Origin of the sequence: Micromonospora sp. CA-244673 (assembly GCF_050948395.1) — a bacterium.
GTDB lineage: Bacteria > Actinomycetota > Actinomycetes > Mycobacteriales > Micromonosporaceae > Micromonospora.
This window is the reverse complement of the sequence record NZ_CP192019.1, coordinates 6,130,749-6,142,948: the sequence shown is the minus strand read 5'-3', so window position 1 is coordinate 6,142,948 and position 12,200 is coordinate 6,130,749. Positions and strand designations below refer to the sequence as shown.

Here is a 12,200-nt window from a genome sequence, read left to right as displayed (position 1 = left end):
ATGACCTCATCGACGTTGACGGCACCGGCACGGCGGGGCAGCGACTACGCGCGGCTGTCCCGCCGGGTCGCCGCCGCGGGCCTGTTCGAGCGGCGGCCCGGCCGGTACGCGGCCCGGATCGCGCTGACCCTGGGCGCCTACGTGGCCGGCTGGGCCGTGGTGGTGGCGGTCGGCGACTCCTGGTGGCAGGTGCCGCTGGCGGTGCTCATGGCGGTGGCCACCACCCAGGTGGCGTTCCTCGGGCACGACGCCGGCCACCGGCAGATGTTCCGCCGGCGCGGCCCGAGCGAGGCCGCCGGCCTGGTCGCCGGGAACCTCGCGGTCGGGCTGAGCTACGGCTGGTGGGTGGACAAGCACAACCGGCACCACGCCAACCCGAACCACGCCGACGAGGACCCGGACGTCGGCGCGGGCGCGCTGGTCTGGACGTACGAGCAGGCGGCGGCGACCCGGGGCCTGAGCCGGTGGATGGCCCGACGGCAGGCGTGGCTGTTCTTCCCGCTGCTGCTCCTGGAGGGGCTGGCGCTGCACGTGGCCAGCGTGCGGGCGCTGGTCGGCCGGGAGCCGGACGGCCGGTGGCGTACCCCGGTCCGGCACCGCGCCGTGGAGGGGCTGCTGCTCCTCGCGCACGCCGCCGGCTACCTCGGCCTGCTGTTCGCGGTGATGTCGCCCGGCCGGGCGCTGCTCTTCGCGGCCGTCCACCAGGGGCTGTGGGGCCTCTACATGGGCTGCGCGTTCGCCCCGAACCACAAGGGCATGCCGATGCCCACCGCCGAGGACGACCTCGACTACCTGCGCAAGCAGGTGCTCACCTCGCGCAACGTGCGCGGCGGGCGGTTCGTCGACGTGGCGCTGGGCGCGCTCAACTACCAGATCGAGCACCACCTCTTCCCCAACATGCCCCGGGCCAACCTCCGGCGGGCCCGGCCGATCGTCCGCGCCTACTGCGCCGAGCAGGGCATCCCGTACGCGGAGACCGGGCTGGTCGAGTCGTACCGGCAGGCGCTGGCGCACATGCACGAGGTGGGCCGCCCGCTGCGGCAGGGTTGAGCGACGAGGTTCGATTTCCGGCGTGCGTCGCGGGGCGCCGGTCGGCACTGCCGGTAGGGTCGTCGCATGGCAGACCTGCTCACCGCGGCGGCGGTGCGAGCCGAGGCGGGGCGGCCGGCCCCGACCCGGCGGACCGACGACACCGTCCGGAGCGCGGCATGAGATTCGAGATCAGCAAGGTGCTGGACGCCATCGAGGGTCGGGTCTGCACCGACCCCTCGCTGGCCCGTGCGGTGGTCGACCTGGCCGAGGTGATCCGCTGGCAGGACCTGGACGGCGGGCGGCCGGCCAGCCTGCTGCGGCTCGGCATGGTGATCGACGCGCTGGCCCGGCAGATGGAGGAGGACAGCGTCCCGGTCTACGCGATCGTGCACCGGGCTCTGCTCTCCGACGCGGACCTGACCTCCAACGAGCGGATGGTGGTCCGGCGCTGGGCCGACGACGGCCTGGTCGAGGTGCTCGACCACCCCGGCGACCGGATGCTGGAGGTGGCCGACCTGCTCGGCCTGCCGGTGCTCAGCCGGGTCCGGTTCGACGGGCTGGGCGGCCGCTGGCCGTGGCTCGGCCAGGCCGGCCGGGTGCTCGCCCCGGTGCCGGGCGCCGGCGGTCCCGTCTTCATCGCGCACGTCGGCGGCGGGCAGACCCCGGCCTCCGGCAGCCGCTCGCCGGTCGGCGCGAAGCTGCTCGCCCGGCAGTGGCGCTGCCCCGAGCCGGGCTGCGCGCTGTTCGGCGCCGGTGGGGGCGGTGGGGCATTCGCCGACCTGGCCCGGGTGGACCGCGCCCCGGCCGGGCAGCCGCCACCCACGCTGCGCAACGGCGTGCCGACCTGCCCCCGGCACGGCGCCCGGCTCGGCGACGCGGGGCCGCGGCCGCGTACCGCCGTGCTGGCGGTGCGGATCGGTGGGCTGGTCCGGCAGCGGTTCGCGCTCACCGAGACCCAGCCGGTCGCGGTCGGGCGGGCACCCGAGGCCACCGGCGGGATCGTGCTGGGCCAGTGGCTCAACGACGAGGCGCGGCGTTGGATCAGCCGCAACCACATCCGTCTCGAGCTCAGGGTGGGCGAGGTGGTGGTCACCGACACCAGCACCAACGGCTCGGGCGTGCGCCCGGGCGGCTCGATGGCCGAGCCGGACCGGATCGCGCTGGCCCCGCAGCAGTCCCGGGTGCTGGGCGAGGGCGACCTCGTCGAGCTCTATCCGGGCGTGCAGATCGGCCGCGCCGACGAGGTGGCCAGCGACGCGAAGTTCAGCCCGACGTCGGTGATGGCCGAGGCGCCGACCATGGCGATGCGGCTGCCGCGCCCCTGACGCGACACGGAAGGGCGCCCGGACCGTCGCGGTCCCGGCGCCCTTCGCGCGCGTACGCGGATCAGCCGGCCAGCACGGCGGCGAGCTGCGCGACCGCGTGGTCGATCTCGTCGGCGGTGATGACCAGCGGCGGGGCGAGCCGGATGGTCGAGCCGTGGGTGTCCTTGGCCAGGACGCCCCGCTCCATCAGCCGCTCGCAGGCCTCCCGGCCGGTCATCAGAGCCGGGTCGATGTCCAGCCCGGCCCAGAGGCCCCGGCCCCGGACCGCGACGAGGCCCTTGCCGATCAGACCGCGCAGGCCGGCGTGCAGCCGCTCGCCCAGCTCGGCCGAGCGGCGCTGGAACTCGCCGGTGGCCAGCAGCCGGACCACCTCGGTGGCGACCGCGCAGGCCAGCGGGTTGCCGCCGAAGGTCGAGCCGTGCTGACCCGGCTTGAGGACCCCGAGCACGTCGGTGTTCGCGGCGACCGCCGAGACCGGGACGATGCCGCCGCCGAGCGCCTTGCCCAGCAGGTACATGTCCGGGACGACGCCCTCGTCCGCACAGGCGAACGTGGCGCCGGTGCGGCCCAGGCCCGACTGGATCTCGTCGGCGATGAAGAGCACGTTCCGCTCGGTGCAGACCTGGCGGACGCCCGGCAGGTAGCCCTCCGGCGGCACCACGACGCCCTGCTCGCCCTGGATCGGCTCCAGCAGCACGGCCACCGTGTTCTCGTCGATCGCGGCGGTCAGCGCGGCCAGGTCGCCGTAGGGGACCACGGTGAAGCCCGGCGTGTACGGCCCGAAGTCGGCGCGGGCGTCCTCGTCGGTGGAGAAGCTGACGATGGTGGTGGTCCGGCCGTGGAAGTTCCCCTCGGCGACCACGATGTTGGCCTGGCCCGGGGTCACGCCCTTGACCTGGTAGCCCCACTTGCGGGCGACCTTGATGCCGGTCTCGACCGCCTCGGCGCCGGTGTTCATCGGCAGCACCAGGTCCTTGCCGCACAGCGCGGCCAGCTCGCGGCAGAAGTCGGCGAACTGGTCGTGGATGAACGCGCGGCTGGTCAGGGTGAGCCGGTCGAGCTGCGCGTGCGCGGCCTCGATCAGCTTCGGGTGCCGGTGGCCGAAGTTCAGCGCCGAGTAGCCGGCCAGGCAGTCCAGGTAGCGCCGGCCGTCCACGTCGGTCAGCCAGGAGCCCTCGGCCGACGAGATCACCACGGGCAGCGGGTGGTAGTTGTGCGCCGTGTGACGCTCCGCGTCCCGTACCGCGGCGGGCGTCCGCAGCATGTCGTCGATGATCACTTGAGTGCCTTTCCCTGACGGAGTCGCAACGTGCAGCACTTCGGTCCGCCGCCGGCCTTACGCAGCTCGGACAGGTCGATACCGATGGTCTCGTAGCCCCGGTCGCGCAGCTTCGCGGCCAGGTCGGTGGCCTGCGCCGGCAGCACCACGTGCCTGCCGTCGCTGACCGCGTTCAGCCCCAGCACCTCGGCGTCGGCCATGGTGGCGTGGATCGCGTCCGGGAAGAGCCGGCGCAGCACCGCGCGGCTGCCCGGGGAGAACGCCTCCGGCAGGTACGCCACGGTCCGCTCGTCGAGCACGGTGAGCGCGGTGTCCAGGTGGTAGAAGCGCGCGTCCACCAGCTGCATGGTGATCACCGGGTAGCCGAAGACCTCCTGGAGCTGCGCGTGCGAGGCGTGCGCGGTGCGGAACCCGGTGCCGGCGAGCAGGTGGTCGCCGACCAGCAGGACGTCGCCCTCACCCTCGTTGACGTGCTTCGGGTCGTACATCTCGAAGCCGGCGGCCTCGAACCAGGCCCGGTAGGCGGGCGCCTCGTCGGCGCGCTGCGGGTCGCGGAACTGCACCGCCATGGCCTTGCCGTCGATCACCGTGCCGCCGTTGGCCGCGAAGACCATGTCCGGCAGGCCGCTGACCGGGTCGATCAGCTCGACCTCGTGGCCCAGGTCGAGGTAGGTGCGGCGGAGCTGCTCCCACTGCCGGATCGCCAGGTCGGCGTCGACCGGGGCGGTGGGGTCCATCCACGGGTTGATCGCGTAGTCGACGGCGAAGTACGTCGGCCGGCACATCAGAAAGCGCTGGCGGGTCGCGTCCATCGTCATGTCGTGCTCCCAGGGGTCGGGCGCGCCCGGCCACCGTCGGCCCACGGGCTGGCGCCGTGGTCCAACGGTATGCGGCCCGGGTAGACGACATCCACCGCCGGAAGTTGCGTTGGGCGACGGATCGTTGCGTGTGGGCCCTCATCACCGAACGATCGTTGCGTTCACGCGCTCGGCTGGCCGACGAGACGTCGCCGGGGTCCGAACCGACCCCGGACATACTTCGGGGGCGGCGAACCGCCGCCCCCGAAAGAGGTGTGCCCGGCTGGTGAACCACCAGAGCTGATCGGGCGTGCCGGCGCTGCCGGCGACCGGAAAACTGCCCGTCAGAAGAGATCCGCAAACTGTGAGTCGAGCCACTCGCGGAACCGGCCGACCCAGTCGCCGTCGGTGGTCGGCCAGTCGAACTGGCCGGTCATCGCCACGACGCCGAGCACCACGGCGGCGAGGCCGACGACGATGCCGATCAGCGCGTCGGTCTTGCCGGCGACGTGCCGGCGGCGGGTGGCGACCAGGCCGAGCACGGCGAGCACCGCGCCGACCGCGCCGAGGCCGATGCCGTAGCCGGCCAGGGTGCCGGAGAGCACGAACAGGGCGCCGACCACCGAGACGATCAGGCCGAGGGTGGCGAGCAGGCTGGCCCGGGGCCGCTTCGTGCGGACCGGCTCCACCCGCTCCGTCGCCGGGTCCCGGTCGACCGGCCGGTCCGGCCGGCCGTCGCGGTTGAGGTCGACGGTGCGCTCCGTGGCGGGCTCCACGTCGGCCGCCGGCCCCGCGGGCCGGGCGTCCACGTCCGGCCGGCCGCCGGTGGCCGCGCGGGCCGCCGCGGCCCGCTCCGCCGCGCGCCGCTCCGAGTCGCCGGTGCGCCCGCTCCGGGTCGTGGTGGCGCCCCCGTCCCCGGTGGTCGAGGCGGCGTCGCGGGCGCGCTCGCCGTCGGAGGCGGTGGCGGCGCTGCGGTACGTGGTCCGCTCCGCGTCCCGGTCGGTGATTACGGGACGGCCGTCGTCGCCCCGGTCGCGCTCGTCGACCACCCCGTCGCCGTTCACGTCATCGGTTCGCGCCGGACCGTTCCGGCGGGACAGAATCTTCACTTCGACACCTCCTGAACTCCGGCGCGGAAACCGCGCGTGACGCTCATGGGGTACCCCGTGGCGGACGCGTCGACACCCGTCGAAGCCGCTGCCGCTCCTGGTCGGCGGCGTCCCGGCCGGCGGGCTACCGTTGCCGTCGTGCCAGAGGGACATTCCATCCACCGCCTGGCGGCCCGGCACGCCGAGCTCTTCGCCGGCGACAAGGTGCACGCCGCCAGCCCGCAGGGCCGCTTCGCCGAGGGCGCCGCCCGGCTCACCGGCACCGTCCTGGACGGCACCGAGGCGTACGGCAAGCACCTGCTGCACCACTACGCGGGCGAGCTGACCCTGCACGTCCACCTCGGGCTCTACGGCAAGGTCACCGACGGCCCGGGCGAGCCGCCGCCCCCGGTCGGGCAGATCCGGCTGCGGCTCATGAGTGACCGGCACTGGTTGGACCTGCGCGGGCCGACCGCCTGCGAGCTGCTGACCCCGCCCGAGGTGGCCGCGCTGCGCGACCGGCTCGGCCCCGACCCGCTGCGCGCCGACGCCGACCCCGACCGGGCGTACGCCCGGATCCGGCGCAGCCCCACCCCGCTGGCGGCGCTGTTGCTGGACCAGTCGGTGGTCGCGGGCACCGGCCTGATCTTCGTGGTGGAGGCGCTGTTCCGGGCCGGGCTGCCCCCGCTGCTGCCCGGACGGGACCTGACTCCGGCCGGCTGGGCCGAACTCTGGGCCGACCTGGTCGCGCTGATGACCGTCGCCGTCGAGCGGGGCCGGATCGACACCGTCCGTGACGTGCACCTGCCGGAGGCGATGGGGCGGGCGCCCCGGGTCGACCGGCACGGCGGCGAGGTCTACGTCTACCGCCGCCCCGGCGCGCCCTGCCACGTCTGCGGCACCGAGGTCAGCCGCGGCGAGCTGGCCGGCCGCAACCTCTACTGGTGCGCCACCTGCCAGGCCCGCTGAGCGGCGGCGGCGCCCTCGGTGGCGAACCGGCCGCCGAGCGCGGCCCGGTCAGCGGACGGCGCGGGTCAGCCGACGGCCCGGTCAGCCGACGGCGCGGAGGGCGCCGTGGCGTCGGTGCCGGAGCCGCTCGACGGCCTGCGCGGTCGCCTCGTCGGCGGGCAGCAGGACGACCAGTTCCTGGGCGTCGATGCTCGGCAGTTCCAGCTTCTCCCGGTGCCAGCGCAGCTCGCCCACGGTGGGATGGTCGAGCCGGAGCGGGACCTGGGGCGGCGGCAGGTGCCGTTGGAGCCGCCGGGTGAACTCCGGCCCGGCGACGGGGGCGAGCTGGACTCTGAACCACTCGGAGCTTTCCGCGGAGGGCCCGAGCCACAGGTCGAAGGCCTGCTCGTCGGCCACCTGGTCCCAGTCGGGGAAGACGCTCCGGGCGCGGGGGTCGGTGAAGACGTAGCGGGTCAGGTTCGGCGGATCGGCGTCCAGCAGCCCGGCCGCGCCCATGACCAGCGCGAATCCTTCCGTGTAAGCGAGCACGTCGCCCAGCCGGTTGGTCACGAACGCGACCCCGGGTTCGAGCAGCCGGAGGGTCTCCCGCACGGTGGGCCGGACCTCGCGGTTGGGCGGCGCCGGCGGCCGGTGCCCCGGGCAGCCCCCGCCGGTGATCTTGGCGAGGTAGCGCAGGTGGTGCCGCTCCCCGGCATCCAGACTCAGGCCGTCCGCGAGCGCGTGCAGCACCGAGTGCGAGGGGTTGCGGTCCCGGCCCTGCTCGATGCGGGTCAGGTACTCCACGCTGATCCCCGACCGGGTGGCCACCTCCGCCCGGGTCAGGCCGGGGGAGCGGCGCCGGCCCCGATCGGGCAGGCCGAAGGACTCCGGCTGGAGGCTGTCGCGCTTGGCGCGGACGAAGTCACCCAGTGGCGTACCCATGGGTCGAAGTCTAGGGCGGGTTCCGGCCCCCCCGGCCGGCGTAGCGTGGCCCTGCGGGGGCCAGCCTCGGCCCGGTCTGGTTGCCGCCGTCGCGGCGGCGGACCGTGGAGCCCATGAACGAGAAGCACAGGTTGGCCATTGTCATCGGAAGCGTCCGCGAGGGCCGGTTCGGGCCGGTCGTCGCGTCCTGGGTCGCCGAGCGGGCGCGCGAGCACGGCGGGTTCGACGTCGACGTCGTCGACCTCGCCGACGTGGAGATCCCGCTGGCGCTGCCGGCGGAGTCACCGAAGTTCGCGGGTGACGCGTACCCGCGCCCGGCGGCCATGGCGCCGCTCACCGCCCGGCTGGCGGGCGCGGACGCGTTCATCCTGGTCACGCCCGAGTACAACCACAGCTACCCGGCCGCGCTGAAGGCGGCCATCGACTGGCACTTCACCCAGTGGACGGCCAAGCCGGTCGCCTTCGTGAGCTACGGCGGCGCGGCCGGCGGCCGGCACGCCGTCCTGCACCTGGAGAACGTGCTCACCGAACTGCACGCGGTGACGATCCGGGATGGGCTGGCCTTCCCGAACTACTACCTGGGCTGGCAGGACGGCCAGCCGCTCGACGCGGCGGTGTCCGGGTACGCCAAGACCCTGCTGGACCAGCTCGCCTGGTGGGCCGGGGCCCTGCGGACGGCACGGGAGGCGGTCCCGTACCCGGCCTGACCGCCGCGTCGGCCTGGCGGGACCGGTCCGGGGGGCCGGTCACGCCGGGCCGAGCAGCCGACGGACGTGACGTGGACCGCCCGCGCGGACCGGTCACGCCATGCCGAGCAGCCAGCGGACCGTCTCGACCTGCTGCGGGAAGACCTGGTCCTCGCCGATGCTCCAGGCCAAGGTCTGACCGACCGCCCAGCCGCGGACCCGTTCCCGGTCCAGGCCCAGCTCGGCGCTGAGCCGGTCGAGCCGGTGCCGCACCGCCGCCGGGGAGTGGCCCAGCTCCGGGCCGCGCACCAGCGGCACCACTGCGAACTCCCGCTCACCGACCAGCGGCTTCGGGTCGATGACCAGCCACGGCTCGCGGCCGGCCGCCAGCACGTTGCCGGCGTGCAGGTCCTGGTTGACCAGCACCTGCGCGCCCTGGGTGGGCGCCAGGTCGGCGAGCATCCCGAGCGCGGCGTCGAGCAGCCGCCGCTCGTACGGCCGGTTCAGGCGTGCCCAGTTGGCCGGCATCCGCTCGGCCCAGCCGGCCGCCTCTTCGGCGAGCGGGGTGAACGGCGGGCCGGCCGGCACGCCGAGCCGGGGGAGCAGCCCGACCGCCACGTCCAGCGCCGCGTCCGGGGGCAGCTCGTGCAGCGGGGTGCCGGGGTCGCAACGCTCGACCAGCAGGGCGCGGCGCTCGGCGTCGTGGGCCAGCAGCCCGATGGCTCCCCGGCCGGCCCAGTGCGCCAGCGCGGTCGCCTCGTGCACGCTGTCGTCGTCCGGGTACTGGAGCTTCAGCACCGCCCGGGTGCCGTCGGGCAACTCCGCCGGCAGGGCCAGCGACGCGAACGCGTACGCGAAGGGCGGGCCGACCGACAACCCCCACCGCGCCACGCAGTCCGCCAACCGGTCGGGCAACTCGGCAAGCCAGGCCCGGCCGACCGGCGTCCGCTCGGTCCAGCGCAACCCCTCGGGGATCTCCATCCGCATCCGGCCATCCTCGTGCCTTCTCTGGCTGCCGGTGAGTCGGGGCACGACCGTCGCGTCTCACCCTGCCACTGGCGCAATGCCGGTTCGCGTGACCATCTCCTGGACGATGCGGGGATCGACGGACGCCGGGGAGCACACGACGAGGTCCTCCGGGGCGTGCACGCCGGCACTCGTCCGGGGATGCCATACGAGCACTCCGCCCACCGGAAGAAATCCCACGATCTGGCCATAGGGATGCTCGACCCTCGCACCGGGGTCATCGGGTGCGGAGTGCCGCACGATCATCCCTTCCCTCAACCAGGGCGGCCGGTCGACGACGAGCGAGATGTCCACTCGCGCGGATCCGTACAGGCGAGCAGCCGCTTCTTCGGCCATCCGCCCGAGGTCCGCCGAACGCCGGGTGCTGCCGACGTCGACCGGGCCGTCCGGCCCGGTGAGCACGAGACGCATGGAGTGGTCCGGGTCGAAGATCACGTGGCCCGTGATGCTCATCCTTTCGCCTCTCCTCGCCCTACCGGCCGGAGTAAGCGAGGGCGTCGACGGCCTTGCGGGCCGCGATCAGCACCGGATCCCAGACCGGGGCGTACGGCGGCGCGTAGCCCAGGTCGAGCGCGGTCATCTCGTCGACCGTCATGTTGTTCCACAGCGCCACGGCCAGCGCGTCGATCCGTTTGGCCGCCTCGGACCAGCCGACGATCTGGGCGCCCAGCAGCCGGCCGCTGGGCCGCTCGGCGATCAGCTTGACCGTCATGGGCCGGGCGCCCGGGTAGTAGCCGGCCCGGTTGGTCGACTCGGCGAGCACGGTGACGAACTCGAAGCCGGCCGCCCTGGCGTCCCGCTCGCGCAGGCCGGTGCGCCCGACCTCCAGCTCGCAGACCTTGGTCACCGCCGTGCCGATCACGCCGGGAAACGTCGCGTAGCCGCCGCCGATGTTGATCCCGGCGACCCGGCCCTGCTTGTTGGCGTGGGTGCCGAGCGGGATGTGCATGGGCATGCCGCTGACCCGGTGCAGGCTCTCCACGCAGTCGCCGGCCGCCCAGACGCCCGGCGCATCGGGCACCCGCATCCGCCGGTCGACACGGATCGCCCCGGACGGGCCGATCGGCAGGCCGGCGGACGCGCCGAGCGCGACGTTCGGGCGTACGCCCAGGCCCAGCACCACGACGTCGGCCGGGATCGGCCCCTCGCTGGTGACCACCGCGGCGATCCGGCCGTCCCGCTCGTCAAGGCCGGTGACGGACAGGCCGGTGCGGATGCCGATGCCGGTGCCGCGCATCGCCTCGGCCACCAGCTCGCCCATGTCCGGGTCCACGGTGGACATGGGCTGGTCGGCCTGCTCGACGAGGTCGACCGAGAGCCCGTGGTGCAGCAGCGCCTCGGCCATCTCGACCCCGATGTAGCCGCCGCCGACCACCACGGCGCGGCGGGGGCGGGGCTCGCGTTCCAGCCAGTCCAGCAGGGCGCTGCCGTCGTCGAGGGTCTGCATGCCGAACACCCCGGCGACTCCGCCCCGCGCCCACTCGGGCTGGATCGGGGTCGCGCCGGTGGCGTAGACGAGGGTGTCGAAGCCGGCGCGGACCTCGCCGCCTCCGTCCAGATCCCGCGCCACCACCTCGCGGCGGTCGAGGTCGATGGCCGTGACCTCGTGCCGCAGCCGGACCTCGATGTCGAACCGGTCCCGGAAGGTGGCCGGGTCGCGGGCGATGAGCTGGTCCCGATCCGGCACGAGCCCGCTGATCCAGTAGGGGATGCCGCAGGACGAGTAGGAGGTGAAGTGGCCGCGCTCGAAGGCGACGATCTCCAGGTCGTCCCGGCCGCGGAGGCGCCGGGCCTGGGACGCCGCCGCCATTCCGGCGGCGTCCCCGCCGACGACGACCATCCGCTCCGCCACGACGCCCATCCTGTCACGCGCGCCGCGCCGGCGGGGGCGCTCAGCCCCGGGTCTGCCGGGCCACGTCCGCGACCACGTCGACCAGCTTGCCGGTACGCGCGAACACCGCCCGCTGCCGGGCCGCCCCGCTGCCGTGCCGGCGCAGCCCGCCGAGCAGGTCGGTCACCCGGTCGAGGTCGCCGTGCCGTTCCAGTTCGGGGCGGACCCGCTCGACCAGCCCGGCCAGCAGTTCCCAGGCGGGGCGCAGCTCGCCGTCGGTCAGGTCGACGCCGTCGCCCTCCAGCCCGTCGTGGGCCGCCCGCCAGTGCGCGGCGACCAGCAGGTGGTGGTCGGTGTTGATGGCCGGCCGGCCCTCGGCGAGCTCTGTCATGGCGGTGGCCACCAGGGCCCGGACCAGGGCGGCGACCAGCACCGCGTCGTCCACGGTCGGGCAGACGTCACCGATGCGGATCTCCACGGTGGGGTACTTGGCGGAGAGCCGGGCGTACCAGTACAGCATTCCCTCGTCGAGCATCACGCCGCTGGCGATGAGCTGGCGGATGAGCCGCTCGTAGTGCTCGTGCGACTCCAGCCAGGGGGTGGGCGCCACCGAGGGCCAGCGCTCCCACTCGACCGAGCGCCAGCTCGCGTAGCCGGTGTCCTCGCCCTTGGCGAACGGGGAGTTGGCGGTGACCGCGTGCAGGATCGGCAGCCAGGGCCGGACGTGGTTGAGCACCTGCACCCCGGTCTCCGCGTCCGGGACGCCGACGTGCACGTGCATGCCGTTGTTGCCCGGGCCCGGCACGAGCAGCCGGAACCGCTCGATCATCCGGTCGAAGCGGGGCTTGTCCACCACCGGCGGCACCGGCCCGTCCACCGGCCCGGTGCCGATGGCCAGCAGCCGGACGCCGGCCCGCTCGGCGGCTGCCGCCAGCTCGGCGCGGAGCATGGCCAGCGAGTGCCGGATCGAGGAGAGTTCCAGCCCGGGCGGGCTGCCGATCTCGATCTGGCTGGTCTGGAACTCCCGTTCCACCTGGCCCCGCAGCTCGGCCGGCACCTGTTCCATGACCAGGTCGACGGCGGGCACCGCGGTCCCGGTGTGCGGGTCGACGAGCAGGAACTCCTCCTCCACGCCGACTGTCAGCAGGTCCGTGCCGCCCGGTGCGGCGCTCCGTTCCCGCTCCGCCACTGACCCGCTCATCGAGACCACCGTCCACTCCGTACCGGCCGCGGCACCGTGCCGCGC

At 74.5% G+C, this 12,200-nt stretch carries 12 protein-coding genes; 4 read left to right on the top strand and 8 right to left on the bottom strand.

What is annotated here, in order from left to right:
- Both ACQP12_RS28145 and ACQP12_RS28140 read left to right on the top strand, forming a co-directional pair.
- Entirely contained in the window at positions 1 to 1,050 is a 1,050-nt protein-coding gene (locus tag ACQP12_RS28145; protein ID WP_433283234.1) for a fatty acid desaturase family protein, read from the top strand.
- Positions 1,051 to 1,208: 158 nt separating this feature from the next.
- A complete protein-coding gene (locus ACQP12_RS28140) occupies positions 1,209 to 2,357 on the top strand; it encodes an FHA domain-containing protein (RefSeq protein ID WP_357938264.1) in 1,149 nt (382 codons plus the stop codon).
- Positions 2,358 to 2,418: 61 nt separating this feature from the next.
- Here the strand turns inward: ACQP12_RS28140 and rocD are convergent, their stop codons facing one another.
- The 3 genes from rocD to ACQP12_RS28125 form a co-directional block, all read right to left on the bottom strand.
- Positions 2,419 to 3,633, bottom strand: coding sequence for an ornithine--oxo-acid transaminase (gene rocD / locus ACQP12_RS28135; protein ID WP_357939063.1), 1,215 nt, complete (start codon positions 3,631 to 3,633; stop codon positions 2,419 to 2,421).
- Positions 3,633 to 4,448: a dimethylargininase gene (gene ddaH / locus ACQP12_RS28130; RefSeq protein WP_262284897.1), complete on the bottom strand. Its 816-nt coding sequence runs from the start codon at positions 4,446 to 4,448 to the stop codon at positions 3,633 to 3,635. Before ddaH ends, rocD begins: the two co-directional genes overlap by 1 nt.
- A 329-nt stretch (positions 4,449 to 4,777) precedes the next feature.
- Complete coding sequence (locus ACQP12_RS28125; protein ID WP_433283233.1) at positions 4,778 to 5,542, bottom strand: thrombospondin; 765 nt, start codon at positions 5,540 to 5,542, stop codon at positions 4,778 to 4,780.
- A 138-nt stretch (positions 5,543 to 5,680) separates the two neighbouring features.
- On the opposite strand from ACQP12_RS28125, the gene ACQP12_RS28120 reads away from it, so the two are divergent.
- Positions 5,681 to 6,490, top strand: coding sequence for an Fpg/Nei family DNA glycosylase (locus tag ACQP12_RS28120; protein WP_433283232.1), 810 nt, complete (start codon positions 5,681 to 5,683; stop codon positions 6,488 to 6,490).
- Positions 6,491 to 6,571: 81 nt separating this feature from the next.
- On the opposite strand, the gene ACQP12_RS28115 is transcribed toward ACQP12_RS28120, so the two are convergent.
- Positions 6,572 to 7,411, bottom strand: coding sequence for a helix-turn-helix domain-containing protein (locus tag ACQP12_RS28115; RefSeq protein WP_433283231.1), 840 nt, complete (start codon positions 7,409 to 7,411; stop codon positions 6,572 to 6,574).
- 113 nt (positions 7,412 to 7,524) lie between these two features.
- Between ACQP12_RS28115 and ACQP12_RS28110 the strand changes: the two genes are divergently transcribed.
- Positions 7,525 to 8,118 (top strand): NADPH-dependent FMN reductase, encoded by a 594-nt coding sequence (locus ACQP12_RS28110; RefSeq protein WP_433283230.1) that lies wholly within the window; start codon positions 7,525 to 7,527, stop codon positions 8,116 to 8,118.
- Positions 8,119 to 8,211: 93 nt separating this feature from the next.
- On the opposite strand, the gene ACQP12_RS28105 is transcribed toward ACQP12_RS28110, so the two are convergent.
- From ACQP12_RS28105 to ACQP12_RS28090, 4 genes are read right to left on the bottom strand one after another with little or no spacing between them, the layout of a single operon-like run.
- Complete coding sequence (locus tag ACQP12_RS28105; RefSeq protein WP_433283228.1) at positions 8,212 to 9,084, bottom strand: aminoglycoside phosphotransferase family protein; 873 nt, start codon at positions 9,082 to 9,084, stop codon at positions 8,212 to 8,214.
- Positions 9,085 to 9,141: 57 nt separating this feature from the next.
- Positions 9,142 to 9,576, bottom strand: coding sequence for a hypothetical protein (locus tag ACQP12_RS28100; RefSeq protein ID WP_433283227.1), 435 nt, complete (start codon positions 9,574 to 9,576; stop codon positions 9,142 to 9,144).
- A 19-nt stretch (positions 9,577 to 9,595) separates the two neighbouring features.
- Positions 9,596 to 10,975, bottom strand: a complete 1,380-nt coding sequence (locus tag ACQP12_RS28095) for an FAD-dependent oxidoreductase (protein WP_433283226.1) — start codon at positions 10,973 to 10,975, stop codon at positions 9,596 to 9,598.
- 40 nt (positions 10,976 to 11,015) lie between these two features.
- Complete coding sequence (locus ACQP12_RS28090; RefSeq protein WP_433283225.1) at positions 11,016 to 12,164, bottom strand: carboxylate-amine ligase; 1,149 nt, start codon at positions 12,162 to 12,164, stop codon at positions 11,016 to 11,018.
- Positions 12,165 to 12,200: the final 36 nt, after the last annotated feature.

Bases quoted from the DNA above. Each gene is read 5' to 3' on its own strand.
- ACQP12_RS28145 (WP_433283234.1), top strand. From the start codon at position 1: ATGACCTCATCGACGTTGACGGCACCGGCACGGCGGGGCAGCGACTAC.
- ACQP12_RS28140 (WP_357938264.1), top strand. From the start codon at position 1,209: ATGAGATTCGAGATCAGCAAGGTGCTGGACGCCATCGAGGGTCGGGTC.
- ddaH (WP_262284897.1), bottom strand. From the start codon at position 4,448: ATGGACGCGACCCGCCAGCGCTTTCTGATGTGCCGGCCGACGTACTTC.
- ACQP12_RS28115 (WP_433283231.1), bottom strand. From the start codon at position 7,411: ATGGGTACGCCACTGGGTGACTTCGTCCGCGCCAAGCGCGACAGCCTC.
- ACQP12_RS28110 (WP_433283230.1), top strand. From the start codon at position 7,525: ATGAACGAGAAGCACAGGTTGGCCATTGTCATCGGAAGCGTCCGCGAG.
- ACQP12_RS28105 (WP_433283228.1), bottom strand. From the start codon at position 9,084: ATGCGGATGGAGATCCCCGAGGGGTTGCGCTGGACCGAGCGGACGCCG.
- ACQP12_RS28100 (WP_433283227.1), bottom strand. From the start codon at position 9,576: ATGAGCATCACGGGCCACGTGATCTTCGACCCGGACCACTCCATGCGT.